The sequence below is a fragment of the Streptomyces sp. B21-083 genome (genome assembly GCF_036898825.1).
Lineage (GTDB): Bacteria > Actinomycetota > Actinomycetes > Streptomycetales > Streptomycetaceae > Streptomyces.
On sequence record NZ_JARUND010000002.1, the window covers coordinates 2,195,774 to 2,220,934 of the forward strand.

Sequence of the window (25,161 nt, forward strand, 5' to 3'; positions counted from 1 at the left end):
CTTCACCGTCCGAGGAGACATCGTGACCACCCCGCCCCCCGCCCTGCTCATCGCCGGCCATGGCACCCGGGACGAGGCCGGGGCCGAGGCGTTCCGTGACTTCGTACGGGAGTTGGGGCGCCGCAACCCCGAACTACCCGTCGCGGGCGGCTTCATCGAGCTGTCGCCGCCACCGTTGGGCGACGCCGTGACCGAGCTGGTGGAGCGGGGGGTACGACGGTTCGCCGCCGTTCCGCTGATGCTGGTGTCCGCCGGGCACGCCAAGGGGGACATCCCGGCCGCGCTGTCCCGGGAGAAGGAACGGCACCCGGGGATCTCCTACACGTACGGGCGTCCGCTGGGCCCGCACCCGGCGCTGCTGACCGTGCTGGAGCGGCGGCTGGAGGAGGCGCTGGGCGGAGGAGCGCGTACGCCCGCCGACCGGGCCGACGTGACCGTGCTGCTGGTCGGGCGCGGCTCCACCGACCCGGACGCCAACGCCGAGGTGCTCAAGGCGGCGCGGCTGCTGTGGGAGGGGCGCGGGTACGCCGGTGTCGAGACGGCCTTCGTGTCGCTGGCGGCGCCGGACGTGCCCTCGGGGCTCGACCGGTGCGTGAAGCTGGGGGCGCGACGGATCGTCGTCCTGCCCTACTTCCTGTTCACCGGGATCCTGCCGGACCGGGTACGGCACCAGACGGAGGGCTGGGCCGCCGCGCACCCGGAGATCGAGGTGCGGTCCGCCGATGTCATCGGTCCGGAGCCGGAGTTGCTCGACCTGGTCATGGAGCGGTACCGGGAAGCCGTGCAGGGGGATCTGCGGATGAACTGCGACTCGTGTGTGTACCGGATCGCGCTGCCCGGTTTCGAGGACAAGGTCGGAATGCCTCAGCAGCCGCACTTCCATCCGGACGACGACAGCGACCACGATGGTCACCATCATGGACAACACTCACACGGGCACTCGCACTCCCATGCGCACTGACGGAGACACCCACGGAGACACCGGCGGCCACGACCTCCGGCACCACGGCGACGCCGAAGTACGTGACGACGGCGCCAAGTTGGTCGACCTCGCCGTGAACGTCCGGGCGGACACCCCGCCGGCCTGGCTGCGTGAGCACATCGCCGGGTCGCTCGGCGGGCTCGCCGCGTATCCCGACGGACGGGCCGCCCGGGCGGCGGTGGCGGCTCGGCACGGGGTGCCGGTGGAGCGGGTACTGCTCACCGCCGGGGCCGCGGAGGCGTTCGTGCTGCTGGCGCGCGCCCTGAAGGTGCGGCGGCCGGTGATCGTGCATCCGCAGTTCACGGAGCCGGAGGCGGCACTGCGGGACGCCGGGCACAGTGTGGACCGGGTGCTGTTGCGGGCCGAGGACGGGTTCCGGCTGGACGCGGCGCTGGTACCCGAGCACGCCGACCTGGTGGTGATCGGCAATCCGACGAACCCCACGTCTGTGCTGCATCCGACTGCCTCGCTCCTTCGACTCGCCCGTCCTGGGCGGACGTTGGTGGTCGACGAGGCGTTCATGGACGCGGTGCCGGGTGAGCGGGAGTCGCTGGCCGGGCGTACTGACGTGCCCGGGCTCGTGGTGCTGCGGAGCCTGACGAAGACGTGGGGGCTGGCGGGGCTGCGGATCGGATACGTGCTGGCGGCTCCGGAGACGGTGGTGGAGCTGGAGCGGGCGCAGCCGCTGTGGCCGGTGTCCACGCCGGCGCTGGCCGCGGCGGAGGCGTGCGTCTCGGGGCGGGCGCTGACGGAGGCGGCGGGGGCTGCGCGGCGTGTCGCGGCGGACCGGGCTCATCTCGTCGCCGGGCTGGCGGAGTTCGGATCCGACGGGGTGTGGGTGGTGGGGCCGGCGGAGGGGCCGTTCGTTCTGGTGCGGGTGCCGCTGGCGGTCGCGGTGCGGGAGCGGTTGCGGGGGCTGGGGTATGCGGTGCGGCGGGGGGACACGTTTCCTGGGCTGGGGGAGGAGTGGTTGCGGGTGGCTGTGCGGGATCGGGTGACGGTGAACGGGTTTCTGCAGGCGTTCGACCGGGCGGTGATGTTGGCGGGGCGGTGAGTTTCCTCGCCCCCGCCGCCCTTACCCGTCCCATCCCTGGGGGCTGCGCCCCCAGGCCCCCGCTCCGGCCCTGAACGGGCCTTGTCCTCAAACGCCGGACAGGCTGGAAATGCGGGCCTGCGTCGGCAATTCAGGCGTCCGCGCCTCACTTCTTCGCCCGCCGCCGGGCCAGGGCTACCGCTCCCGCGCCCGCCGCGAGCAGTGCCGCCGCTCCGCCCGCCAGGTATGGCGTCATCGAGCTGCTGCCCGTTTCCGCGAGGCCCGCCTCGGCCGGACTGGGTGCCGGGGCTGTTCCTCCCTGCGGCTTCACCTCCGTCGCCGGTTGTGTCGGCGGCGCCGCCTGGGTGGCCGGGGTCTCGCAGGTCGCCTTCGCGAGGGTGACCGTGCCCTCTACTTCTGCCACGTTGAGGTCCAACGGGTTGACGGACACCTTGAGTTCGAGCGCGGTCGCAGCCGCCGTACGGGTCGTCGTCTCCGTCCGGGACAGGTCCAGCCGCACCTCACCGACTCCCGGCACCTTCACCTCGACCGGGCCGCTCGGCGTCAGCGTCACCTTCTTGCCGAGGGCCGTCACCGAACCCAGGAGGTTCGCGGAGGCGACCGGCTTCTCCCCCGCCACGCAGGTCGCCTTCGACGTGACCTGCTCCACCTCGATCAGCGACAGAAGGGGGAGCCCTGGCACGTGGAGCTTGGCGTGCGCGAGCTTCGTCGACGCTTCCGCCTTTCCGTCCGTCACCGTCGCCTTGGACTCCGCGACCTCCGCACCGAGCACGGTGAACGGTTTTCCACCGTCCACGCCGTCCAACGTGGCTGTCAGTGCGGTCTGTTCGGCGCTCCGCGGCGCCTGGACCTCGTTCAGGGAGACCGCGAGCGGGACGTTCACGCTCTTGTTGAGGAGCGAGACGTTCAGGCCCGTGCGGAGGACGACCGCGCTCGCGCTGCCCGGGTCCTCCGTGGCGTGGGCCAGGGCAGCTGGACCGGCGGCCGCCAGGGCCGTGGCCGCAGCGACAGTGGCCAGACGGCGTGCGGGCAGGCGGAAGTGGTTGGCGTTCACGGTTCGGGGACCCCTCGGAAGAGACACGCTTGGGACCCGGTAAGAATTACGTACTGGCAGTGAACGGTCAGCAATCTGACGGGACTTCACTCCTACGTGAGGTTTCCGCGCAGATCTTCGAATCTCACGGCACGGATGTTCGCCACATTCACCCGGGTCCCTCGCATCACGCCGGTCAGTCCACGACCCGCCCGTTCAGCACCACCCGCGACGGCGCCCCCAACACCCGTACGTCCGCCCGCGGATCACTCTCGTACACCACCAGGTCCGCCACCGCCCCCTCCGCCAGCCCCGGCCGCCCCAGCCACTCCCGCGCACCCCACGTCGTCGCCGACAGCGCCGCGAGCGCCGGGATGCCGGCCCTGGTCAGTTCGGCCACCTCCGCCGCGACCAGCCCGTGCGGCAACGTGCCTCCCGCGTCCGTGCCGACGTACACCGGGATCCCCGCGTCGTAGGCGGCACGCACCGTGTCGTAGCGGCGTTCGTGCAGGCGGCGCATATGGGCCGACCAGGTCGGGAACTTGGCGTCGCCGGCTGCCGCCAGGTTCGGGAACGTCGCGATGTTCACCAGGGTCGGGACGATCGCCACGCCGCGTGCGGCGAACAGGGGGATCGTGTCCTCGGTCAGGCCCGTCGCGTGCTCGACGCAGTCGATACCCGCCTCGACCAGGTCCCGCAGGGAGTCCTCCGCGAAGCAGTGGGCCGTGACCCGCGCGCCCAGTCGGTGGGCCTCCGCGATCGCCGCCTCCACGGCCTCGCGCGGCCAGCAGGCGGAGAGGTCGCCGGTGCCGCGGTCCAGCCAGTCCCCCACCAGTTTCACCCAGCCGTCGCCGCGCCGGGCCTCCTGGGCGACGTACGCCACCAGGTCGTCCGGCTCGATCTCGTGCGCGAAGCCCCGGATGTAGCGGCGGGTGCGGGCGATGTGCCGACCCGCCCTGATGATCTTCGGCAGGTCCTCGCGGGCGTCGGTCCAGCGGGTGTCCGACGGCGACCCGGCGTCCCGGATGAGGAGGGTTCCGGCGTCCCGGTCGGTCAGCGCCTGCTTCTCCGCCGTGTCCTCGGGCACGGGGCCGTGCGGCCCGAGGCCCACATGGCAGTGCGCGTCGACCAGACCGGGCAGCGCCCAGCCCTCCACCGTGCGGACGTCACGGGCGCCGGGCGGGCGGTCGTACGTGATCCTGCCGCCGACCACCCACAACTCGTCGCGGGTCTCCTCCGGGCCGACGAGCACCCGCCCCTTCACCCGCAGCACCGTCTGATCTCTCATGGACGGCACCTTAGTTCGGCCGATCCCTCGTTTTCTCGTCAGTCTCCTCCACGTCCGCCATCGCCGGGTCCAGCAGACGGGAGAGGAAGTGGCGGGTGCGTTCGTGGGAGGGGTTGCTGATGACCTGCGCCGGGGTGCCGTCCTCGACGATCACTCCGCCGTCCATGAAGACGACCCGGTCGGCGACCTCGCGGGCGAACGTCATCTCGTGCGTGACGACCATCATCGTCATGCCCTCGTTCGCCAGCCTGCGCATCACCGCCAGGACGTCCCCCACCAGTTCGGGGTCGAGCGCCGACGTCGGCTCGTCGAACAGCATGACCTCCGGGCCCATCGCCAACGCCCGCGCGATGGCGACCCGTTGCTGCTGACCGCCGGAGAGGGACGACGGGTAGGCGTCCGCCTTCTCGGTGAGCCCCACGCGCTCCAGGTTCTCCGCCGCCACCCGGGCGGCCTGAGCCTTGTCCCGCTTCAGCACCCGGCGTTGCGGGAGTGTCAGGTTCTCCGTCACCGTCAGATGCGGGAAGAGGTTGAACTGCTGGAAGACCATGCCGATACGGCGGCGGACCTCGTCGATGTCGACGTCCGGGTGCGTGACCTCCGTACCGCCGACGAAGACCTGGCCCTTCGTCGGCTCCTCCAGGAGGTTCACACAGCGCAGGAGAGTCGACTTCCCGGAGCCGGACGGGCCGATCACGCACACGACCTCGCCCTGTCCGATCTCCAGGTCGATACCGCGCAGCACCTCGTTGTCGCCGAACGACTTGTACAGGTCCCGGACCTGGATCTCCGGAACGATCGCGTCCTGCACGCTCACGTCCTTGCTGCCGTCGCTCATCGCGTCGCCTCCCCCGCCTTCGTCTCCAGCCGTCGTACGACGAAGCCCAGCGGCACCGTCACCAGCAGATAGCACAGGCCCGCCACCAGGATCGGCGTGGAGTTGGCGGTCTGGCTCGCCAGGTCGCGGCCGTACTTGGCCAGTTCGCGTTCGTCCAGGGTGACGCCGAGGAACAGCACCAGCGAGGAGTCCTTGAACAGGAGCACCAACTCGTTGGTGAGCGGCGGGATCACGATCCGGAACGCCTGCGGGATGATGATCGAGACCATCGCCCGCGCATGCGAGAAGCCCAGTGAACGGGCCGCCTCCAGCTGCCCCTTGGGCACCGCCTGGATGCCCGCGCGGATCGTCTCCGCCATGTACGCGGCCGACACCAGGCCGAGTGCCAGCGCCACCTTGCCGTACGTTCCGCCGGGGATCTCCGTGCCGGGGAAGGCGAGGGGTACCGCCACGCCGACGAAGATGAAGATCAGCAGGGCGGGCAGGCCCCGGAAGATCTCGATGTAGATGCCCGCGACCCAGCGGTAGGGGCCCACCGGTGACAGCCGCATCAGGGCGATCAGCATCCCCAGCACCAGGCCGAAGACGAAGCCGGAGAGGGTGTAGAGGATGGTGTTCTTGAGGGCCAGCGTGATGATCTCCGGGAACATCTGCTTGGCCAGGTCCGCCTGCGCGAACTGGTTCTTCAGACGGGCCCAGTCGGCCGACACCGCGAGGGCGACGACAGCCGCGACGAACAGCGCGTACTGGGCGCCACGGGACAGCGCCCGCTTCTGGGTTCGGCTCAACCCCTGCTTGCGGGGCTGTACTTGCTTCGCGGACGCCTCGGTCATGACGCGGACGGAGCGGCCGCGGCCTCGTCGTACGGGCCGATCCACTGCTCGTACAGCTTCTTGTACGTGCCGTCGGCCTTCGCGTCGGTGATCACCTTGTTGATGGCGGCGAGCAGCTTGGTGTTGCCCTTCTTCACCGTGAAGCCGTACTGCTCACCGGTGTTGAGGTTGTCCACCACCTTGAAGGCGTCGGCGTTGGCCTTGTCCTTGAGCCAGCCCTGAACCACCGGGTAGTCGATGATCACAGCCTCGACCTGGCCGGTGCGCAGGCCGTTGAGGACCGCGTCGGAGGACTCGAAGGAGACGGGGTCGAGATTCTTGCCCTTGGCGTAGTCCTCGCCGGTCGTCTGCGCCTGGGCGCCGACCTTCTTGCCCTTGAGGCCGGCGAAGGAGGTGATGCCGCTCTTCTTGTCGACGAGGACTGCCTGCGTGGCGGCGAAGTACGGGTCGGAGAAGTCGACGTTCTTCTTGCGCTCCTCGGTGATGGTCATGCCGGCCGCGCCGAGGTCGCACTGCTCCGCGTTGAGGAAGGCGCCCGTCTTGAAGTTCTCGAAGGGCGTGTCGAGGATCTTCTGCTTCACGCCGAGGTTCTTCGCGACGAGGTCCACGAGCGACACGTCGAAGCCCTGCTCCCTGCCGTCGATCACCGACTGGAAGGGCGGGTAGGGCAGATGGGTGCAGACGGTGAGCTGGCCGCCCTTGACGAGTTCGACCCCGCCGGCGGCGGTCTTCGAGGCGCCGCCACCGCCGCCGTCCGAGGAGCAGCCAGCCACGAGCAGGAGCCCGGCCGTCGCGGTGGTGGCGGCCAGGATGCGGGACCGTCGTCCGAGGACCGTGTTCACGGGGACCTCCTGTGGGGGGACTGTGAGTTCTGATTATAAGGAGACGTTTGACTATCTCAAATCATTCCCATGGTTGCGGCGCCATGTGACCTGTGGTTTTGAGGCGGTGCGGCCTCGGACCCCGTCGACCCGAGGGCCAGAGGGATCCCCGGGGATCTCCGGTTAGTCTCGACTCGACTCGACTCATCTGCCCCGCGATCCGAAGAGAGCACCTCCGTGACCACGCACCCCTTCCTGGACCTGGCGCCGCTGACCGCCGCGCGCTTCGCGTCGATCGAGGACCGCGTGGCGCGGCTGCTCTCCACCGAGCAGGACGTCGTGATCATGCAGGGCGAGGCGCTGCTGCCCCTCGAAGGAGCCATCAGGGGGACGGCCGGCCCGGGCACGACCGCCCTCAACATCGTCACGGGCCCCTACGGGCAGACGTTCGGCGACTGGCTGCGCGACTGCGGCGCCACGGTCGTCGACCTCGCGGTGCCCTTCCACGCGGCGGTCACGGCCGCGCAGGTCCGGGAGGCGTTCGCCGCGCACCCGGAGATCGACTTCGTCTCGCTGGTGCACGCGGAGGCGGCGACCGGCAACACCAACCCGGTCGCGGAGATCGGCGAGGCGGTACGGGAACACGGCGCGCTCTTCTACCTCGACGCCGTCGCGTCGGTGGGCGCCGAGCCGGTGCTGCCGGACGCGTGGGGCGTCGACCTGTGCGTGATCGGGGCGCAGAAGGCGATGGGCGGGCCGGCCGGGGTGTCGGCGGTGTCGGTGAGCGAGCGGGCGTGGGCGCGGATGGCGGCGAATCCGGGGGCGCCGCGCCGGTCGTACCTCTCCCTGCTGGACTGGAAGGAGCGGTGGATCGACGGCGGCCGGCGCACCCTCCCGCACGCTCCCGCCCAGCTGGAGATGCTCGCGCTGGAGGCGTGTGTCGAGCGGATCGAGGCGGTGGGGGTCGACACGGTGATCGCCCGGCACACCGCCGCGGCGGCGGCCACCCGCGCGGGGGCGCTCGCACTGGGCGGCGGCTTTGAGCCCTATGTGTACGAGGCCCGGGACGCGGCACCGGTCGCCACGACCCTGCGGACGCCCTCCGGGGTCGTCGCGTCGGAGCTGGTCGCGAGCGCGCTGGCCGTCGATCCGGCACTGCCACTGGCGGCGGGCGGGGGCGCGCTGGCCAAGGAGATGATCCGGGTCAACCACTACGGGGCGGACGCGACGCGAGAGGCGGTGCTCGGGAGTCTGGTCGCCCTGGGCGCGGCGCTGGCGGACCGGGGGCTGACGGTGGACATCGACGGATGCCGACGCGCCGTCGCGAATTCCTCGTGAATGCACAACGAAATAGGGTAATTAAATTGCGGGCAGCTTCCCGCATTCTTCTGCCCGCTTTTCGCTGACCTAAACGCAAAGGTTCTGCGAACGATTCAAGTGAATTACATGCGTGTGACGCATTCAACAACGCGCCCGCTTTGTCAGATTATCTACCAGACAAAGCGGGCTTTCCCGTGCGCGCCTGATAACACATTGCATGCCCGCACGTAACCCCGACCGGCGATGCATTTTTGATTTTCTCTCGGTAAGTTCAATTTGCATGAGTGCCGTACGGACAGACCTGCAAATTGACCTCCCGGTGATTGCCGACGGGGCCGCGCTGTGGCGGATCGCCCGGGACTCGAAAGTTCTCGACCTCAACTCGTCGTACAGCTATCTCCTGTGGTGCCGGGACTTCGCCGCCACCTCGGCCGTCGCCCGGGACACCGACGGGAGACCGGTCGGCTTCGTCACCGGGTACGTCCGGCCGGAGCGGCCGGGCACCCTGCTCATCTGGCAGGTGGCCGTCGACGCCGACCACCAGGGGCGCGGGCTCGCCGCCGCGCTGCTCGACGGGCTGACCCGGCGGGTCGGCGCCGAGCGGGGGCTCACCAGCCTCGAAACCACCATCACGCCGGGCAACACCGCCTCCGAGCGGCTGTTCACCTCGTTCGCGGAACGCCACGGGGCCACCGTCGAGCGTGAGGTGCTGTTCGACGCGGGCCTGTTCCCGAGCGAGCCGGCGGAACCGGAGGAGCCGCACACCCGGCACGGTCTGCACGACCTGCACGAACCCGAGGTGCTGTACCGCATCGGTCCCCTCTCCTGGCCTTCGGAACTCCCCGAGTTCCCAGACTTCTCCGGCTGACTCACCCCCCACCGCAAGGAGTTCACCGCCGTGACCATCACCCAGCCCGACCTGAGCGTCTTCGAGACCGTCGAGTCCGAGGTCCGCAGCTACTGCCGCAGCTGGCCCGCCGTGTTCGACCGTGCGCAGGGCAGCCGTATGTACGACGAGGACGGCCACGCCTACCTCGACTTCTTCGCCGGCGCCGGATCACTCAACTACGGTCACAACAACCCCGTACTGAAACGGGCGTTGATCGACTATCTGGAACGGGACGGCGTCACCCACGGGCTCGACATGTCGACCGCCGCCAAGCGCGCGTTCCTGCAGGCCTTCCAGGACCTGGTGCTGCGGCCCCGCGAACTGCCGTACAAGGTCATGTTTCCGGGCCCGACGGGCACCAACGCCGTCGAGGCGGCCCTGAAGTTGGCGCGGAAGGTCAAGGGGCGGGAGTCCATCGTCTCCTTCACCAACGCCTTCCACGGGATGTCTCTCGGGTCGCTCGCCGTGACCGGCAACGCCTTCAAGCGGGCCGGCGCCGGCATTCCGCTGGTGCACGGCACCCCGATGCCCTTCGACAACTACTTCGAGGGAACCGTCCCCGACTTCCTGTGGTTCGAGCGGCTGTTGGAGGACCAGGGCTCCGGTCTCAACAAGCCGGCCGCCGTGATCGTGGAGAGCGTGCAGGGCGAGGGCGGCATCAACGTGGCGCGCCCCGAGTGGCTGCGGGCGCTGGCCGACCTGTGCGCACGGCAGGACATGCTGCTGATCGTCGACGACATCCAGATGGGCTGCGGGCGTACCGGCGCCTTCTTCTCCTTCGAGGAGGCGGGCATCGTGCCCGACATCGTCACCGTGTCGAAGTCCATCAGCGGGTACGGACTCCCCATGTCCCTCTGCCTGTTCAGGCCCGAGCTGGACATCTGGGAGCCGGGCGAGCACAACGGCACGTTCCGCGGCAACAACCCGGCGTTCGTCACCGCCGCCGCCGCGCTGGAGACGTACTGGTCCGACGGCTCCGCCATGGAGAAGCAGACGCGCGCCCGCGGTGAGCAGGTCGAGGAGGCGCTGATCTCCATCACCGAGGAGAACCTCGCCGACGTCAAGGAGTACCGGGGCCGGGGTCTGGTGTGGGGCCTGGAGTTCCACGAGAAGGCACGTGCGGGGCGGGTCGCGCGGCGGGCCTTCGAACTCGGGCTGCTCATCGAGACGTCCGGCCCGGAGAGCGAGGTCGTGAAGCTGCTGCCGGCGCTCACCATCACGCCCGAGGAACTGGACGAGGGCCTGCGGATCGTCGCCCGCGCGGTGCGCGAGACCGTCGGGACCATCTGAACACCTGCACGAACACCTGTCTGAACACCTGTCTGAACGTCTGTCTTGACTTCTGACTGAACCATTCGCGAAAGGGGTTGTTGAGCGCTGTGATCGTCCGTTCGTTCAAGGACATCGAAGGCACCGACCGGCATGTGAAGGCGGAGTCCGGTACCTGGGAGAGCAAACGCATCGTCCTCGCCAAGGAGCGGGTGGGCTTCTCGCTCCACGAGACCGTTCTGTACGCGGGCACGAAGACGTCGATGTGGTACGCGAACCATGTCGAGGCAGTCGTGTGCGTCGAGGGCGAGGCCCTGCTGACCGACGACGAGACCGGGCGGACGTACACGATCACCCCCGGCACCATGTACCTCCTCGACGGCCACGAGCGGCACACGATGCGGATCAAGGAGGACTTCCGCTGCCTGTGCGTCTTCAACCCGCCCGTGACCGGCCGCGAGGACCACGACGAGAACGGCGTCTATCCCCTGCTGACGGAACCCGACTTCACCCCCGACTCCGAGGAGGTCTGACACCCATGGCACCCACGTCCACGTCCACTCTCACCGACCTGTACCCCACCCGTGGCGCCGCCGAGGTGTCCGTCCCCCGTCAGGACCCGGTCCTCTGGGGTGCGCCGGACACACCCGGACCGTTCACCGCGGCCGACCTCATGGCGTACGAGCGTGATGGCTTCCGGGCGCTCGACCGGCTCCTCGATGACGACGAGGTCCCGCTCTACCGGGCCGAGTTGGAGCGGCTGATCGCCGATCCGGCCGTCCGGGCCGACGAGCGGTCGATCATCGAGCCGAAGTCGAAGGAGATCCGGTCGGTCTTCGAGGTGCACCGGATGAGCGAGGTGTTCGACCGGCTCGTGCGGGACGAGCGGGTCGTCGGACGGGCCCGGCAGCTCCTCGGCTCCGACGTGTACGTCCACCAGTCGCGGATCAACGTCAAGCCGGGGTTCGGGGCGGGTGGCTTCTACTGGCACTCCGACTTCGAGACCTGGCACGCGGAGGACGGTCTGCCGAACATGCGGACGGTGTCCGTCTCGATCGCGCTGACCGAGAACCTCGACACCAACGGCGGCCTCATGATCATGCCGGGCTCGCACCGTACGTTCCTCGGCTGTGCGGGGGCGACGCCCGAGGACAACTACAAGAAGTCGCTGCAGATGCAGGACGCGGGCACCCCGTCCGACGAGGCCCTGACCTCGCTCGCCGACGAGCACGGCATCAAGTTGTTCACGGGCCGGGCAGGTTCGGCGACCTGGTTCGACTGCAACTGCATGCACGGCTCCGGGGACAACATCACCCCGTACCCGCGCAGCAACGTGTTCATCGTGTTCAACAGCGTGGAGAACAGCGCGGTGGAGCCGTTCGCGGCGCCGGTACGCAGGCCGGAGTTCATCGGGGCCAGGGACTTCACGCCGGTGCGATGACCGCTCTTCCGGTGAGGTGACTCGCCGAGTCACGACGGTGCGAACCCGGACCGCCCGCCGACGCGGAGTTCCGTGTCGGCGGGCGGTCTCGTGGGCTTCAGGCGGACAGGACGTCCAGGAGTCGGTCGACGTCCGACGTCGTGTTGTAGAGGTGGAAGGCCGCGCGCAGATTTCCGGCCCGGTCGGAGACCTCGACCCCGGCGCGGCTCAACTCGGCCTGTCGGTGCCCGAGTTGGGGGACGGAGACGATGGCCGAGCCGGGCGCCGGTACGGGCTGGTGTCCCAGTCGGTCGAGTCCGGCGCGGAACCGGTCGGCGAGCGCGAGGTCGTGGGCGCGTACGGTGTCGACGCCCAACTCCTCGATCAGGGCGAGGGAGTGGCGGGCGCCGGCGTAGGAGAACAGGCTCGGGCTCTCGTCGAACCGCCGTGCGGAGTGGGCGAGTTCACGCACCGGGCCGTAGCAGCTGTCCCAGGGCTCCTCCCCCGCGACCCAGCCCGCGAACACGGGCGTCAGCCCGCCCAGGTCCTCGGGTACGACGAGGAAGGCCACGCCGCGCGGGCAGACGAGCCACTTGAAGGCGACGGAGGAGACGTAGTCGTAGGCGTCCGCGTCGACGGGCAGCCAGCCGGTGGCCTGGGAGGCGTCGACGTACGTACGGGTGCCGTGCGCGCGGGCGGCCTCGCGCAGCGCGGCCAGGTCGACGATCCGTCCGTCGGCGGACTGCGCGGCGCTGACGGCGACGAGGGCGGTGCCGGGCCGGACGGACTCGGGGATCCGCTCCAGCGGCACGGCGCGTACCTTCAGGTCCCCTCGTACGTGGAACGGGTTGAGGACGGAGGTGAAGTCGTCCTCGGCGGTGAGGACTTCGGCGCCGGCGGGCAGCGAGGCGGCGATCAGCCCGCTGTAGACGGCGACGGAGGCCCCGGCCGCGACCCTGCGGTCGGACACCCCGACGAGCCGCGCGAAGGCGGAGCGCGAGGCCTCCACGTCGGCGAACATGTCCTGCGGCTGCCCGTCGGCCACGGACTGCACGGCGTCGCGCATGGCGGCCACGGCACGGGCCGGGAGGAGCCCGGTGCTCGCTGTGTTCAGATAGGTGTTCTTCGGAGCGAACTCGGCACGGACGAGGTTGCGGAGGTTCTCGGACGGCGAGGCTTTCGCGGAGGTCTCCATGGGACCACTGTGCGGCCCGAAGATCTCCTCGTCCATTGCCGATTTCTGCAGGACACTCCGAAGGACTGCTTATACGTAGGCCCTGAGCTGCGGTTTTCCGCCCAGCGTCACTGCTGGGGTACGGCACACCCGTCGGGCCCGCAGATCTCGGCGCTGTCGCCGTCCGCCTGGACGATCTTGAGGGGGGCGGGCCGTTCGCCCCATGCCTGGGTGAGCGCCTGGGCGAAGACCTCGGCGGGCTGGGCGCCGGAGACGCCGTACTTCCGGTCGAGGACGAAGAACGGCACTCCGTTGGCGCCCAGTTCGGCGGCCTCGCGCTCGTCGGCGCGCACGGCGTCGGCGTACGCGTCCGGGTCGGCGAGTACGCCCCGGGCGTCGTCGGCGTCGAGGCCGGCGGCGACGGCCAGCTCCACGAGCCGCTCGTCGTCACCGAAGACGGACCGCTCCTCGGCGAAGTTGGCCCGGTAGAAGAGCCCGATCAGCTCCTCCTGCAGTCCCTTGTCCTTGGCGAGGTGGAGCAGCCGGTGCATGTCGAAGGTGCTGCCGTGGTCACGGTCCCGGGTGCGGTACGCAAGGCCCTCGGCGGCGGCCTGCGCCCCCAGGTTCTCCTCACCGGCCTGCGCCTGCGCCTCGCTCATGCCGTACTTCTTGGTGAGCATCGTGAGGACGGGCTGGATGTCGTCCTTGGCGCGCCCCGGGTCCAGCTCGAAGGACCGGTGCACCACCTCGACGCCGTCACGGTGCGGGAAGGCGGCCAGCGCCTTGTCGAAGCGGGTTGCGCCGACGTAGCACCAGGGGCAGGCGATGTCGGTCCAGATCTCGACGCGCATGTCTTCGGTCTCTCCAGCTCGAACGAACGGGTACGGGATTATGTGAACGTTCAAACGGCTGGTTTCATTCCGCGCCGCGGAGTCCGTACCGCAGAAAGAGATGGTGATCGTCCTCGGCGGGCGGGTGCTCCGGGTCCGGGACCCACCCCAGACGGCGGTAGAAGGCCTGGGCGCGCTGGTTGTCGATGTGCACGTCGAGGGTGGCGGTCCGCTTTCCGTCGGCCTGCCAGCGCTCGACGCAGGCGGCGTGCAGGTCGGTGCCGATGCGGGCGCGCCAGCGGTCGGGGTCGACGTGGAACTGGAAGAGCTTGACCGTGTCCTCGGGGGCGCCGTCGGCCCTGCGGAAGGAGGCGACGCCGATGATCTGGTCCTGTTCGACGACGCACAGGACATGCGCGTCGGGGCGCTCGATGCTGGTCCGCCAGGAGCCGACCCAGTCACGGTCGGCGTCCGGCAGACCGTCCGGGTAGTACGTCGCCCGTGCGCGCAGGTGAAGCTCCGTGACGGCGGCTGCCTCGGCGGGCAGCGCGGCCCGGATCACCCGCATCAGCTGCCGTCCCGCAGGTCCTTGGGCCATTCCGGGCGGAACTCGATGTGGTCGTACGTGACGACGCAGCCCTCACCCATCGGTGACTGGGTCATGAAGCCGACCAGGGCCGCGTCCGCCTCCTTCTCGTCGCCCAGGGTGAACAGGCGGACGAAGGTCCATTTCCTACCGTCGCGCGAGGCGTGGAAGGCGAAGGCCCGGCCGGTGCGGCTGATCCGGAGCCAGACCGAACTGCCGTCCACGGTGAAGGAGTTGGCGTCGTCGGAGTGTCCCCGGGTGACGACCGTGCAGACGGTGGGCACATCCGGGGAGTACTCCAGGCAGAGCTTGGCCCAGGCCCGTTCACCGACGTGGACATAGAGCACCCCGGCATCGAAGGCCGCCCCGAACCCGACGGTGACCCGGGCGATCAGCTGGAACTCACCGTGGGGTGCGCCGAGAAGACGCGGTGCGTCGGCGGCGGGATCCAGCGACTCCCCGGTCGGCGGGACGAACCGGTCCTGCCGGGGCCCGGCCCACCCGGTGAGCACCCCGTCCTCGAAGGACCAGTGCCCATCGGGCCCGTAAGTACGGAGGGGAAAGGGCAGCGGGGAAAGCTCCAAGTCCATTGCCTGATTATCGCAGGACGGAACGGCCGCCCCGACAGGGGCGCGGGGCTGTGTCGTTATACGGCTCCGCCGCGGGGCGCGACAAGCCACGACGAGCCTGCGGACGCGCAGTCAACCGCACCCCAACGGCGCTTACCAGCGGAGCGTCAGCGCTCCAGGTGCCCGTTGAACCGCCGGGGCAGCCCCAGCTCGTTCTCGTCCCGCAGCTCGACCGGCAGCAGAGCGGCGGGCGTGTTCTGATAGGCCACCGGCCGCAGCCAGCGCTCGACAGCCGTACCGCCCACGGACGTCGACGTGGACGTCGTGGCCGGGTACGGCCCTCCGTGATGCTGGGCCGCGGCCACAGCGACCCCGGTCGGCCACGCGTTGACCAGCACACGTCCGGCCAGCGGCGTCAGCTCGGCCAGGATCTCGGCCCCGCGACCCTCCCCCGCGGCCTCCTCCGCCGACAGGTGGACCGTCGCCGTCAGGTTTCCAGGGAGCCGGGAGAGAACGGAGTTCGCCTCGGCCTCGTCCGCGTAGCGGGCCACGACGGTGACCGGCCCGAAGCACTCCTCCAGGAGCAGGTCGTACGCCCCCTCCGACGCCAGCTTGTCGGCCGCCACCGTGAGGAACCCGGCACTGACCGTGTGGTCGCCGCCCGCGCCCGGCGTCACCGGGGTCTCGACCTCGGGCAGCTCGGCGCGCTCCGCGACCCCGGCGACGAAGTTGTCGCGCATCCGGTGGTCCAAGAGGACACCGGCGTTGGTGTCGCTGACCGCGTCCGTCAGGGACTTCAGCAGGCGGTCGCCCGCCGCACCGGCCGGCGCCAGCACCAGGCCGGGCTTGACGCAGAACTGGCCGACGCCCAGGGTCATGGAGCCCGCGAGCCCCGTACCGATCGCCTCGGCGCGCTCGTTCGCCGCCGCCTCCGTGATCACCACCGGGTTCAGGGAGCCCAGTTCGCCGTGGAACGGGATCGGGACCGGACGAGCCGCCGCCGCGTCGAAGAGGGCACGGCCGCCTCGTACGGAACCGGTGAACCCGGCCGCCGCGACCAGCGGGTGCTTGACCAGCTCGACGCCCGCCTCGAAGCCGTGGACCAGGCCGACGACGCCCTCGGGGATGTCGTGCTGGGCCGCGGCCCGGCGCAGGACGGACGCGACCAGCTCGGACAGGCCCGGGTGGTCCGGGTGCGACTTGACGACCACCGGACAGCCGGCCGCGAGCGCGCTCGCGGTGTCGCCGCCGGGGACGGAGAAGGCGAAGGGGAAGTTGGACGCCGAGTAGACGGCCACGACACCCAGCGGGATCTTGTAACGACGCAGGTCCGGGATCGGCGGGGTCGCGGTGTCGTCGGGGTGGTTGATGACGACGTCGAGGAAGGCGCCCTCGTCGACGATGTCCGCGAAGGCCCGCAGCTGGTAGCAGGTGCGGGCGAGTTCGCCGGTCAGCCGGACCGGGCCGAGCGCGGTCTCCGCGTCGGCGACCTCGATGAGCTGTTCCTTGGCCGCTTCGAGCTGCTCGGCGGCGCTGCGCAGGAAGGCCGCGCGGACGGTGCGGTCGACGAGGGCCGGGCGGGCGGCGTGCGCCGCGCGGACGGCGGCGTCCACCTCCTGCGCTGTGGCCTCGACCGCGACCTGCTCCCGCTGCTTCCCGGTACGGGGGTCGACACTCCAGACTGGTGCTGCTGCCACCGGGGGTCCCTCCAGATTGTGTTGCCATTTGTGGTGCTTAGATTTTGCGTCATCCACCAGGTGCGTTCGATATGCTGAACGCCGTCTCTGATGATGAATAACTGTTGGAGACTATTTCCCGTCGAACGAAGGGGTCAAGGTCGATGTCGGCAGCTGAGACAGGCGGCGGAGCGCAGGTCAAGTCCGCGGTACGGACCGTTGAACTGCTGGAATACTTCGCCGGACGTCCCGGCATGCACTCGCTGGCGTCGGTCCAGGAGGCCGTCGGTTATCCCAAGTCCAGTCTTTACATGCTCCTGCGCACCCTTGTCGACCTCGGCTGGGTGGAGACGGACGCCACGGGCACGCGATACGGCATCGGCGTCCGGGCGCTGCTGGTCGGCACCTCGTACATCGACGGTGACGAGGTGGTCGCGGTGGCCCGTCCGACCCTCGACCGGCTCTCCGACGACACGACGGAGACCATCCACCTCGCCCGGCTCGACGGCACGAACGTCGTCTACCTCGCCACCCGTCAGTCGCAGCACTACCTGCGGCCCTTCACCCGGGTCGGCCGCCGGCTGCCTGCCCACTCGACCTCCCTCGGCAAGGCGCTGCTGGCCACCCACACCGACGAGCAGGTCCGCAAACTGCTCCCGGAGACGCTGCCCGCGCTGACCGAGCACACGATCACCGACCGGGAGAAGCTCATCGAGGAGCTGCGCCTGGTGCGCGAGCAGGGCTTCGCGGTGGACCGTGAGGAGAACACGCTGGGGCTGCGCTGCTTCGGCGTCGCGGTCCCGTACCGCACCCCCGCGCGGGACGCGATCAGCTGCTCGGTGCCGGTCGCCCGGCTCACCCCGGCCCACGAACAGATGGTCAAGGACGCCCTGTTCGACGCGCGCGACCGACTGACGCTGGCCACCAGGAGGCTCTGAGCGATGAGGTATTCGGCATCCATGGACGTCGTTCTCCGCGAGGTCCACGACAGTGACCTGCCGGTCTTCTTCCGGCAGACGAACGACCCGGAGTCGCTGCGGATGGCCGCGTTCACGGCGAAGGACCCGACCGACCGGGCCGCCTTCGACGCCCACTGGGAGCGGATCCGCGCCTCGTCGAACGTGCTGCGCACGGTCCTGGTCGACGGTGACGTGGTGGGCAGCGCGGCGGTGTACGGCGAGCTGGGCGCCCGCGAGGTGACGTACTGGATCGACCGCTCCTACTGGGGCCGGGGTATCGCGACGGCCGCCCTGCGGGCTCTCGTCGCCGAGGTCCCGGACCGCCCACTGCACGCGCGTGCAGCCGCCGACAACACGGGCTCACTGCGGGTCCTGGAGAAGTGCGGTTTCCGCGTGTCCGGGCACGACCGGGGGTTCGCCCAGGCACGGGACGCGGAGATCGACGAGGTCGTGCTGACGCTGGACGCCTGACCCTCGTACGACGGCACAGGTGTCCCTTACAGGCTCCCGCGTTTCCTGAATGTGCCATGAGAAATCAGGCGGAGGGGAACGTTCCGTCCGGTGCCGCTCGTCTTCGGACGGGATGAACAAGACGATCAGGAGCGCCTCGGTCTTCACACTGCTGCTCGTGCTCTCTCTGCTGGTCAGGGCGACATGGGTGCAGTTCTACGACGCGAAGGCGCTCGCGGACGACAGCTTGAACCGACGGAACGCGATCGCGTTGTACGCGAACCCGCTCGGGAACATCATCGTGGCCGGCGAGTCGGTCACCGGCTCGAAGGAGACGAGCAGCGGGGATCTCAAGTACCGGCGGACGTACACGGACGGCAGCCTCTACGCGGCCGTGACCGGGTACAGCACGCCGCTGTTCACGCCGACGCAGCTGGAGGGCATCTACAAGGACGTGCTCGACGGCTCGGACAGCAGACTCACGACCGTCATGGACACGGTCACCAGGGAGCACGCCGCCCCGGGGAACGTGATCACGACGATCGACCCGGACGTCCAGAAGGCGGCGTACGCGGCGCTGGGCGACAAGAAGGGCGCCGCGGTCGCCATCGACCCGAAGACCGGCAGGATCCTCGCCATGGTCTCGACGCCGTCGTACGACCCCTCGTCGATCACCGGGGCGAACGACGGCGACACCTGGACCAAGCTCAACGAGGACCCCGACAAACCGCTGGTCAACCGGGCGATACGGCAGCCGCTGCCGCCGGGTTCGACGTTCAAGCTGGTGGTCGCGGCGGCGGCTCTGGAGGACGGGCTGTACGGGTCGGTGGACGAGCGTACGGCCAGCCCGGACCCGTACACGTTGCCGGGTACGACCCGTGGGCTGTCGAACGAGAACCCGGACGCGCCCTGTGCGAACGCCACGATCCGGGTCGCGCTGCAGTACTCCTGCAACAACGTCTTCGCGAAGATGGCCGTCGACCTCGGACAGGACAAGGTCAGGGCGATGGCGGAGAAGTTCGGCTTCAACGACGAGAAGCAGGACGTGCCGGTGCGGGCGTATCCGAGCGTGTACCCGTCGGACATGGAGAAGTCGCAGACCGGCCTGACGGGCATCGGGCAGTTCGACGTCACGGCGACGCCGTTGCAGATGGCCATGGTGTCCGCGGCGATAGCCGACGGCGGCAAGCTGGTCTCGCCGCACATGGTGTCGCAGGTCACGAACTCGGACGGGGATGTGCTGGAGGACTACGACAGCGAGGCGTCGACGAAGGAGATCGTCAGCTCGCGGACGGCCGAGCAGTTGCAGTCGGCCATGCAGACGGTGGTCTCCGACGGTACGGGGACGAACGCGCGGATTTCCGGTGCGACGGTGGGGGGTAAGACGGGGACGGCTCAGCACGGGGAGAACAACAGCAAGACGCCGTATGCATGGTTCACGTCGTACGCGAAGTCCCGGTCCAACGGGAAGGAGGTTGCCGTGACGGTGCTGGTCGAGCAGTCGGGGGCGGCTCGGTCCGAGGTGAGCGGGAACGGGTTGGCGGCGCCTGTGGCCAAGGCGATGATGGTTGCTGCGCTGGCTTCGTGAGTTCTTCGGGTGCGGCGCCGTCGTGGTTTTTCGCGCAGTTCCCCGCGCCCCTGATCAAGGGCGCGGGGTCACCTGGTCCGGCGACTACTTCGTACCGAAGAGCTGCTGAATCGGGTCGATCGCGAAGTAGATCAGGAACAGGGCGCTCGTGGCCCACAGGAGCCAGTGGACCTCCTTCGCCTTGCCGAGGACCGCCTTGATGAGGACGTAGGCCAGGAAGCCGGCGCCGATGCCGTTGGTGATGGAGTACGTGAACGGCATCACGGCGATCGTCAGGAACGCGGGGATGGCGATCTCGTACTTGTCCCAGTCGATGTGCTTGACCTGGGTCATCATCAGGAAGCCCACCGCGACCAGGGCCGGGGCGGCGGCCTGCATCGGAACGATGGTCAGGATCGGCGTCAGGAAGAGCGCGCAGGCGAACAGGCCGCCGGTGACCAGGTTGGCGAAGCCGGTGCGCGCGCCCTCGCCGACACCCGCCGCCGACTCGATGAACGAGGTCGCCGAGGACGAGGAGCTCGCGCCGCCCGCCACCGCCGCCGCGCCGTCGATGAGCAGCACCCGGCCGAGGTTCGGGACCTTGCCCTCCTCGTCCAGGAGGCCGGCCTCGGCGGTGATGCCGACGACGGTGCCCATGGTGTCGAAGAAGTCCGAAAGGATCAGCGTGAAGATCAGCAGGACGACGGTGATCACCGTGGTCTCGCCGAACGCGCCGAACAGGCTGAAGTGGCCGATCAGCCCGAAGTCGGGGGTGTCCGCGATCTTGTCGGGCCAGGCCGGTGTGGTCAGGCCCCAGCTCTTGACGTCGGCCACCGAGTTGATGATGAGCGCGAGGAACGTCATCGTGACGATGCTGATCAGGATCGCGCCCCGCACCTTGCGCGCGAGCAGGCCGATGGTCAGCAGGACGCCGAGACAGAAGACGACGATCGGCCAGCCGCTGAGCGTGCCGGTCCCGCCGAGCTGCACCGGGACCGTGGTGTTCGCGGCGTCCGGGATACGGCTGACGAAGCCGGCGTCGACGAAGCCGATGAAGGCGATGAACAGGCCTATGCCCACGCCGATCGCCGCCTTGAGCGGCGCCGGAATGGCGTGCATGATCGCTTCTCTGAGGCCGGTCACCACGAGGACGCAGATCAGCAGGCCTTCCAGGACGACCAGACCCATCGCGTCGTCCCAGCTCATCAGCGGGGCGATCTGGAAGGCGACCACCGCGTTGAGGCCGAGGCCCGCGGCGAGTGCGAGGGGGAGGTTGCCGCCGACGCCCATGATGATCGTCATCACCGCGGCCACCAGGGCGGTGGCGGTGACGAGTTGGACGCTGTCGAGCTGGTGGCCGAACTTGTCCTTGGCGCTGCCCAGGATGATGGGATTCAGGACAAGGATGTAGGCCATCGTGAAGAACGTGGCGAAGCCGCCCCGTACTTCGCGAGCGAAGGTGGATCCCCGCTCGGAGATCTTGAAGAAGCCGTCGACGCTGTTCGCCGCGGGGGGCGCGCCCTTCGGCCGGTCAGCCACCTTCTGTGGTTCGGACATGGCGGTTACTCCTCGTTGCCTTGTTGATCTGTGTGCGGATGCTGGCTGGATTGTTCACGTGTTGAACCGTTCTCAGGTTTTCTCCGTGTTACGGAATCAGGATCGACCTGTTGTACGGCACTCGAAGGTCCTTACGCACGCCTGATACTCTCTCGGCTCTCGCGCCAAACGATCACCGTCTCTTCACCGGCGCACCACAGCGGCCGTATACGCGGGGCCGCCCGGGTTCGCCCGGCAGCCGCCGCCGGCCTGGAAGAACTCAGCGAAACCAAAGGGGGAGAGGTCGCCCGTGGGCACTGCCGTCGACGACGCAGCCTCCGTGGAGTTCCATGCCTTCTTCGAGCGGCACTACGCCGAACTCGCGCGCCTGGCCCACCTGCTGACGGGCGAGGCGGACGCCGCCGACGACCTGGCCGCGGACGCGCTGCTCGCGCTGTGGCACCGCTGGGACCGGGTGCGGGCCGCCGATCATCCGGTGGCGTACGCGCGCGGTGTGGTCGCCAACCTGGCCAAGACCCGTATCCGCAGCGCGGTCCGGGAGCGCCGACGCATCACCCTCTTCTGGTCCCAGCGGGACGAGAAGACCGAGAATCCCGACATACCCGGCATCATCGATGTCCAGACCGCCCTGCGCAGACTGCCGTTCCGCAAGCGGGCGTGTGTGGTGCTCCGGCACGCCTTCGACCTCTCGGAGAAGGACACCGCGCTCGCCCTGGGAGTTACTGTCGGTACGGTGAAGAGCCAGACGTCCAAGGGAATGGCCGAACTGCAGCGGCTCCTTGGCACCGACGAGGCCCCGCTTCGAATGCGTACCCCTGTGCGCACCACCGGTGGAACGGGAGGGACGAACCGATGAGGACGCCGCACGACGAGCTGCGTGCCGGGCTGCGTGAGACGGCCGAGGCATACGAGCCCGACCGCGCGCGCATCCTCGCGCGGGTCGAGCGCGGCATGGCCGCCGGTCCCGAGGAGAAGCGTCGCTCGCGGCGCCGGGCGACGCGTCCGCCGCTGCTGGCCTGGGCCCGGGTCGTGGGTGCGACCGCCGCCGTCTCCGGGATCCTCGCGATGGGCGGATACGCGCTGGCCTCCGTGGTGAAGAGCGACGAGACATCGGCCGACCCGACCGTCTCGGTCTCGCCGATGCCGACCCCGTCCCCGGACGCGACCAGCCGTGCACCGATCCAGCCGGCCCCCGAGCCGTCCAGCGGCAACACCCACGAAGACAAGCCGAGTTCGACGCCCATCCCGACGCCGAAGGCCTCGAACACGGCGCCGGCCGCGAAGGGCGCCGAGGACGGGCCGCTGTGGTCGGACGGCTCGGTCGATCCGCACAGCAATGAATTCTGGGCGCAGAGCGACGTCACCATCAAGACCTCCGGACAGCTCACCGCTCTCACCGTCGAGTTGAAGATCGCCCAGACCGGCGGGATCGCCTCCACGGGCGCCTGGCGGTCGGCGCCTGAGGACGACTTCGACCTGACGGTGACCGAGCGCGACGGCTTCCTGGTCTACACGTGGGTGCTCAAGGACGGCCACAAGGTCTTGCCGGGCGAGTGGGTCTTCGCCGGTCAGTACAACCACACACGCGGCGGCCGGGACGCGAAGGACGACACGTACACGGTGACGGGCGAAGCAGCGGGCGGACAGCTCGCCGTGAAGGGCGACTTCGCGGGCCAGGACGACCACGACTCGTCCGACGACGGCGATTCGTGAAGCCGGGCAGCGGCTCGTAAAGAAATCTCGCCGGACTCGGCAACCCTTTCCGTCCGGGTGGCGACCAGGAGACGCACGCATCTCCTCGTCAGCCACGGAAATGGCTCCAGGGGAGGGAATCGTCCAAAATCGGCAGCGGCCTGCACGGACCCACCTGCGATTTCTGGCCATCTGACATCACGTACACGCAAGTGAATCATCAAGCACGACAGGGCCGTCAGCCTTGAGCACGCACACGAGAAACCTCAGTCGCCGCAGGCTGTTGGCCGCTTCAGCCGTTGCCGGGACGGGCGCCGCAGTCGCCACCGGCAGCGGCAGCGGCAGCGGCAGCGGCCTACTGTCGTCCCCTTGGCGTCCACACAGCCCTCGACGCGCTCCCTTACCGCGGGGGCGTGCTGGGGGAACAACCGTACGTTGACGTACAACGTCCCTTCCAGTGCGTGGAGGACGGACGCGGGGCAGTACAACGTAGTCAACGTACCCGGGACTGAAGTCCCGGGCTTGCACAGCGGGCGCCACTGGGTGTGGTGCTGCGCTTGCGTCCGGTCCCGCCCTCGGGTGTCGGGGGTGGGTCTGGGGCGGTTGACTGCGCCCCGCGTCGCCACAACTCTTCCGCGCGGGCGCGGATGTTGCGGGAGCCGTTGCGGTCCGCGTGATCAACGAATCCGCAGGACCGGCAAGCGAACCGGGCCTGGGAGACCCGGTTCGCCTTGTCGATGTGGCCGCACTCGGCTCAGGTGCGGGAGGTGTACGCCGGATCGACGTACACCACCGGCACCCCGGCCTTCTTGGCCTTGTACGCGATGAACTGCCCCAGCTGGGCGAAGGACCAGCTGGAGTGGGTGGCCCTCCCCCACTGCCTTAAGGGCGTGGGAGGTGCCCCCAGGCTTGCGAAGCCGTACCCGTTCACGGATCCCGCCCAGGTCTTCCAGGGCGATTCCGCGACCGGTGCGTTCAGTCTCGGCCACCACATGCTTCGCGATCTTGTGGTTGATGTCCTCCGCCCGCCGCGCCTCCTTGCGCCTGCGTTTCTTCAGACGGCGCTTGGCGGAGGGGGTGTTCTTCTTCTGCAGCTTGGTGCGCAGGGTGCGTTCCCGCAGCCGTCCCCGGTTGAGTTCACGCCCGGCCATGATCTGACCGTCGCTCGTGGTGGCGATGTTCACGATGCCCAGGTCGATGCCGAGAAAGGCCACCGGATCGGTGTTCAGGGGTGCTTCGGGGATCTCGCAGGTGGCCTGCAGGAACCACATGCCGTCCCTCGCGACGAGGTCGGACTCGCCCTTGCGGTACAGGGCCAGGCGAGCCAGCTGCTCCGGAGAGGCGGTGAACGCCACCTGCTTCATCCGCCCGGACAGGGTCCACAGGGAGACGGTCCGGTCGGTGATCTGCCAGGACAGCATCCGGTCGTCATAAGGCTGCGCACCCTCGGGCCGGAACGTGATCGGCTTGTCCACCGCCCGCCGGTACCGTTTCGACCACGGCCTGCCCAGGTTCCCGGCCTTCAGATTCGCCGCCAGCGTCCGGTAGGCGTCACAGGTCTTCTTAACGGTGTGCTGGGCGGCCTGCGCCCCCAGGCCCCACCGCTGCCTGATCTCGGCGTAGGTGTGCTCGCGCAGCGCGAAGTTCCGCTTCACATCCCTGGCGAACGCGACCCCGGACGCCCAGGACGCGGCCTCGTTGCAGGCGTGCAGGGTCGCCTCAAGTGCCGCCGCCTGTACGGGCGTCGGCAACAGCTTGACCTGCACCACCAGCTTCATGACACCCGAACCTACACACCCGCCCGCACACACAGACAGCTTCCGCACATGCGTCCCACCATCCAGTGACACACCGACCACGCGTTCGACATTGCCCGGCTCCGCCGGACAGCCCGACGGCCCCTCCGCGCCCGAACTCCCGGACACCGCGACGCCTCGCGTCGCCACCACAGGATGCGATTCCTCCCAAGAACCTTGCTGAAGATCCACATCGTCAGTGGTTCGAGCGGCACGGCGTTCCTCAGCCCGGGCACCTCGTTCGACTGCCTGGATCTGCTGGCCTGAGCCCCGCTCGGCCAGTCAGAGAGCCCCCTGCCGGTGACGACCGACAGGGGGCTCATTCTCATCCGACGGGTGGGGTACGTCAGTTCGTGGTGGCCCCGACGGCCGTGGCGGCCACCGTCAGGAACGTGATCGCCGGCAGTGAGCCGTCCGGCCAGCGGGGGCCGTACGCGGTCGTCGCGTCCTTCGACCTCAGCGCCGGTGTCGGGACGCCGCTGTCCCAGTTGTCGGCGGCCGAGACGGTCGACGAGCCCAACTCGGCCTGGCCACCCCTGTTGTTCACCGCGAGGTTCC

The 25,161-nt window shown here is 69.4% G+C and carries 26 protein-coding genes; 12 read left to right on the top strand and 14 right to left on the bottom strand.

All coding sequences use genetic code 11. From position 1 onward, the window contains the following. Window positions 1-22: 22 nt before the first annotated feature. Entirely contained in the window at window positions 23-961 is a 939-nt protein-coding gene (locus tag QA861_RS33795; RefSeq protein WP_334592454.1) for a sirohydrochlorin chelatase, read from the top strand. Continuing rightward, window positions 951-2,036, top strand: a complete 1,086-nt coding sequence (gene cobC, locus QA861_RS33800; protein ID WP_334592455.1) for an Rv2231c family histidinol phosphate aminotransferase CobC — start codon at window positions 951-953, stop codon at window positions 2,034-2,036. Before QA861_RS33795 ends, cobC begins: the two co-directional genes overlap by 11 nt. 145 nt (window positions 2,037-2,181) lie before the next feature. Here cobC and QA861_RS33805 read toward each other — a convergent pair whose 3' ends face one another. The 5 genes from QA861_RS33805 to QA861_RS33825 all read right to left on the bottom strand — a co-directional run bounded on the left by QA861_RS33805 (window position 2,182) and on the right by QA861_RS33825 (window position 6,870). Then, entirely contained in the window at window positions 2,182-3,090 is a 909-nt protein-coding gene (locus tag QA861_RS33805; protein WP_334592456.1) for an SCO1860 family LAETG-anchored protein, read from the bottom strand. 175 nt (window positions 3,091-3,265) lie between these two features. Beyond that, window positions 3,266-4,357, bottom strand: coding sequence for an amidohydrolase family protein (locus QA861_RS33810; RefSeq protein ID WP_334592457.1), 1,092 nt, complete (start codon window positions 4,355-4,357; stop codon window positions 3,266-3,268). A 10-nt stretch (window positions 4,358-4,367) separates the two neighbouring features. Then, window positions 4,368-5,195 carry an amino acid ABC transporter ATP-binding protein gene (locus tag QA861_RS33815; RefSeq protein WP_334592458.1) on the bottom strand — a complete coding sequence of 276 codons (828 nt, stop codon included), beginning with the start codon at window positions 5,193-5,195 and terminating at the stop codon, window positions 4,368-4,370. After that, the gene (locus QA861_RS33820; protein ID WP_334592459.1) at window positions 5,192-6,028 is read right to left on the bottom strand and encodes an amino acid ABC transporter permease; all 837 of its coding nucleotides are present in this window, start codon (window positions 6,026-6,028) and stop codon (window positions 5,192-5,194) included. Before QA861_RS33820 ends, QA861_RS33815 begins: the two co-directional genes overlap by 4 nt. Continuing rightward, window positions 6,025-6,870 carry a transporter substrate-binding domain-containing protein gene (locus QA861_RS33825; RefSeq protein ID WP_334592460.1) on the bottom strand — a complete coding sequence of 282 codons (846 nt, stop codon included), beginning with the start codon at window positions 6,868-6,870 and terminating at the stop codon, window positions 6,025-6,027. Before QA861_RS33825 ends, QA861_RS33820 begins: the two co-directional genes overlap by 4 nt. 216 nt (window positions 6,871-7,086) lie before the next feature. On the opposite strand from QA861_RS33825, the gene QA861_RS33830 reads away from it, so the two are divergent. The 5 genes from QA861_RS33830 (at window position 7,087) to thpD (ending at window position 11,768) form a co-directional block, all read left to right on the top strand. Then, complete coding sequence (locus tag QA861_RS33830; protein WP_334592462.1) at window positions 7,087-8,187, top strand: pyridoxal-phosphate-dependent aminotransferase family protein; 1,101 nt, start codon at window positions 7,087-7,089, stop codon at window positions 8,185-8,187. A gap of 262 nt (window positions 8,188-8,449) precedes the next feature. Beyond that, entirely contained in the window at window positions 8,450-9,037 is a 588-nt protein-coding gene (ectA, locus tag QA861_RS33835; protein WP_334592464.1) for a diaminobutyrate acetyltransferase, read from the top strand. Window positions 9,038-9,067: 30 nt separating this feature from the next. Next, window positions 9,068-10,348 carry a diaminobutyrate--2-oxoglutarate transaminase gene (gene ectB / locus QA861_RS33840; RefSeq protein WP_334592466.1) on the top strand — a complete coding sequence of 427 codons (1,281 nt, stop codon included), beginning with the start codon at window positions 9,068-9,070 and terminating at the stop codon, window positions 10,346-10,348. Between the two features lie 89 nt (window positions 10,349-10,437). After that, window positions 10,438-10,860 (top strand): ectoine synthase, encoded by a 423-nt coding sequence (locus QA861_RS33845; protein WP_006375087.1) that lies wholly within the window; start codon window positions 10,438-10,440, stop codon window positions 10,858-10,860. A gap of 5 nt (window positions 10,861-10,865) precedes the next feature. Next, window positions 10,866-11,768, top strand: coding sequence for an ectoine hydroxylase (gene thpD, locus QA861_RS33850; protein WP_334592467.1), 903 nt, complete (start codon window positions 10,866-10,868; stop codon window positions 11,766-11,768). A gap of 97 nt (window positions 11,769-11,865) precedes the next feature. On the opposite strand, the gene QA861_RS33855 is transcribed toward thpD, so the two are convergent. The 5 genes from QA861_RS33855 to QA861_RS33875 all read right to left on the bottom strand — a co-directional run bounded on the left by QA861_RS33855 (window position 11,866) and on the right by QA861_RS33875 (window position 16,603). Further along, a complete protein-coding gene (locus QA861_RS33855; protein ID WP_334592468.1) occupies window positions 11,866-12,978 on the bottom strand; it encodes an aminotransferase class V-fold PLP-dependent enzyme in 1,113 nt (370 codons plus the stop codon). Window positions 12,979-13,049: 71 nt separating this feature from the next. Further along, window positions 13,050-13,772, bottom strand: coding sequence for a DsbA family oxidoreductase (locus QA861_RS33860; RefSeq protein WP_334592469.1), 723 nt, complete (start codon window positions 13,770-13,772; stop codon window positions 13,050-13,052). A gap of 64 nt (window positions 13,773-13,836) precedes the next feature. Continuing rightward, window positions 13,837-14,319 carry a GNAT family N-acetyltransferase gene (locus QA861_RS33865; RefSeq protein ID WP_334592470.1) on the bottom strand — a complete coding sequence of 161 codons (483 nt, stop codon included), beginning with the start codon at window positions 14,317-14,319 and terminating at the stop codon, window positions 13,837-13,839. Continuing rightward, on the bottom strand, window positions 14,319-14,927 hold the full coding sequence (locus QA861_RS33870) for a DUF1349 domain-containing protein (RefSeq protein ID WP_334592472.1): 609 nt from the start codon (window positions 14,925-14,927) through the stop codon (window positions 14,319-14,321). The genes QA861_RS33865 and QA861_RS33870 overlap by 1 nt, the downstream gene beginning before the upstream one ends. A 146-nt stretch (window positions 14,928-15,073) precedes the next feature. After that, complete coding sequence (locus tag QA861_RS33875) at window positions 15,074-16,603, bottom strand: aldehyde dehydrogenase (NADP(+)) (protein WP_334592473.1); 1,530 nt, start codon at window positions 16,601-16,603, stop codon at window positions 15,074-15,076. 143 nt (window positions 16,604-16,746) lie between these two features. On the opposite strand from QA861_RS33875, the gene QA861_RS33880 reads away from it, so the two are divergent. The 3 genes from QA861_RS33880 to QA861_RS33890 all read left to right on the top strand — a co-directional run bounded on the left by QA861_RS33880 (window position 16,747) and on the right by QA861_RS33890 (window position 19,579). Next, window positions 16,747-17,520, top strand: a complete 774-nt coding sequence (locus QA861_RS33880; protein WP_044471856.1) for an IclR family transcriptional regulator — start codon at window positions 16,747-16,749, stop codon at window positions 17,518-17,520. A 21-nt stretch (window positions 17,521-17,541) separates the two neighbouring features. Next, window positions 17,542-18,012 carry a GNAT family N-acetyltransferase gene (locus tag QA861_RS33885; protein WP_334592475.1) on the top strand — a complete coding sequence of 157 codons (471 nt, stop codon included), beginning with the start codon at window positions 17,542-17,544 and terminating at the stop codon, window positions 18,010-18,012. 112 nt (window positions 18,013-18,124) lie between these two features. Next, on the top strand, window positions 18,125-19,579 hold the full coding sequence (locus QA861_RS33890) for a penicillin-binding transpeptidase domain-containing protein (protein WP_334592476.1): 1,455 nt from the start codon (window positions 18,125-18,127) through the stop codon (window positions 19,577-19,579). 84 nt (window positions 19,580-19,663) lie between these two features. On the opposite strand, the gene QA861_RS33895 is transcribed toward QA861_RS33890, so the two are convergent. Beyond that, on the bottom strand, window positions 19,664-21,115 hold the full coding sequence (locus QA861_RS33895) for an NCS2 family permease (RefSeq protein WP_334592477.1): 1,452 nt from the start codon (window positions 21,113-21,115) through the stop codon (window positions 19,664-19,666). 289 nt (window positions 21,116-21,404) lie between these two features. Between QA861_RS33895 and QA861_RS33900 the strand changes: the two genes are divergently transcribed. Further along, complete coding sequence (locus tag QA861_RS33900; RefSeq protein WP_334592478.1) at window positions 21,405-21,971, top strand: SigE family RNA polymerase sigma factor; 567 nt, start codon at window positions 21,405-21,407, stop codon at window positions 21,969-21,971. Next, on the top strand, window positions 21,968-22,828 hold the full coding sequence (locus tag QA861_RS33905) for a hypothetical protein (protein WP_334592479.1): 861 nt from the start codon (window positions 21,968-21,970) through the stop codon (window positions 22,826-22,828). Before QA861_RS33900 ends, QA861_RS33905 begins: the two co-directional genes overlap by 4 nt. A 472-nt stretch (window positions 22,829-23,300) precedes the next feature. On the opposite strand, the gene QA861_RS47460 is transcribed toward QA861_RS33905, so the two are convergent. The 3 genes from QA861_RS47460 to QA861_RS33915 form a co-directional block, all read right to left on the bottom strand. After that, window positions 23,301-23,546 carry a hypothetical protein gene (locus tag QA861_RS47460; RefSeq protein ID WP_503461759.1) on the bottom strand — a complete coding sequence of 82 codons (246 nt, stop codon included), beginning with the start codon at window positions 23,544-23,546 and terminating at the stop codon, window positions 23,301-23,303. After that, window positions 23,485-24,585, bottom strand: coding sequence for a transposase (locus QA861_RS33910; RefSeq protein WP_503461758.1), 1,101 nt, complete (start codon window positions 24,583-24,585; stop codon window positions 23,485-23,487). The genes QA861_RS47460 and QA861_RS33910 overlap by 62 nt, the downstream gene beginning before the upstream one ends. 364 nt (window positions 24,586-24,949) lie before the next feature. Further along, entirely contained in the window at window positions 24,950-25,150 is a 201-nt protein-coding gene (locus QA861_RS33915; protein WP_334592480.1) for a hypothetical protein, read from the bottom strand. Window positions 25,151-25,161 lie beyond the last annotated feature (11 nt).

Bases quoted from the DNA above. Each gene is read 5' to 3' on its own strand.
- cobC (WP_334592455.1), top strand. From the start codon at position 951: ATGCGCACTGACGGAGACACCCACGGAGACACCGGCGGCCACGACCTC.
- QA861_RS33810 (WP_334592457.1), bottom strand. From the start codon at position 4,357: ATGAGAGATCAGACGGTGCTGCGGGTGAAGGGGCGGGTGCTCGTCGGC.
- QA861_RS33815 (WP_334592458.1), bottom strand. From the start codon at position 5,195: ATGAGCGACGGCAGCAAGGACGTGAGCGTGCAGGACGCGATCGTTCCG.
- QA861_RS33820 (WP_334592459.1), bottom strand. From the start codon at position 6,028: ATGACCGAGGCGTCCGCGAAGCAAGTACAGCCCCGCAAGCAGGGGTTG.
- ectA (WP_334592464.1), top strand. From the start codon at position 8,450: ATGAGTGCCGTACGGACAGACCTGCAAATTGACCTCCCGGTGATTGCC.
- thpD (WP_334592467.1), top strand. From the start codon at position 10,866: ATGGCACCCACGTCCACGTCCACTCTCACCGACCTGTACCCCACCCGT.
- QA861_RS33855 (WP_334592468.1), bottom strand. From the start codon at position 12,978: ATGGACGAGGAGATCTTCGGGCCGCACAGTGGTCCCATGGAGACCTCC.
- QA861_RS33860 (WP_334592469.1), bottom strand. From the start codon at position 13,772: ATGCGCGTCGAGATCTGGACCGACATCGCCTGCCCCTGGTGCTACGTC.
- QA861_RS33865 (WP_334592470.1), bottom strand. From the start codon at position 14,319: ATGCGGGTGATCCGGGCCGCGCTGCCCGCCGAGGCAGCCGCCGTCACG.
- QA861_RS33870 (WP_334592472.1), bottom strand. From the start codon at position 14,927: ATGGACTTGGAGCTTTCCCCGCTGCCCTTTCCCCTCCGTACTTACGGG.
- QA861_RS33880 (WP_044471856.1), top strand. From the start codon at position 16,747: ATGTCGGCAGCTGAGACAGGCGGCGGAGCGCAGGTCAAGTCCGCGGTA.
- QA861_RS33885 (WP_334592475.1), top strand. From the start codon at position 17,542: ATGGACGTCGTTCTCCGCGAGGTCCACGACAGTGACCTGCCGGTCTTC.
- QA861_RS33890 (WP_334592476.1), top strand. From the start codon at position 18,125: ATGAACAAGACGATCAGGAGCGCCTCGGTCTTCACACTGCTGCTCGTG.
- QA861_RS33895 (WP_334592477.1), bottom strand. From the start codon at position 21,115: ATGTCCGAACCACAGAAGGTGGCTGACCGGCCGAAGGGCGCGCCCCCC.
- QA861_RS33905 (WP_334592479.1), top strand. From the start codon at position 21,968: ATGAGGACGCCGCACGACGAGCTGCGTGCCGGGCTGCGTGAGACGGCC.
- QA861_RS33910 (WP_503461758.1), bottom strand. From the start codon at position 24,585: ATGAAGCTGGTGGTGCAGGTCAAGCTGTTGCCGACGCCCGTACAGGCG.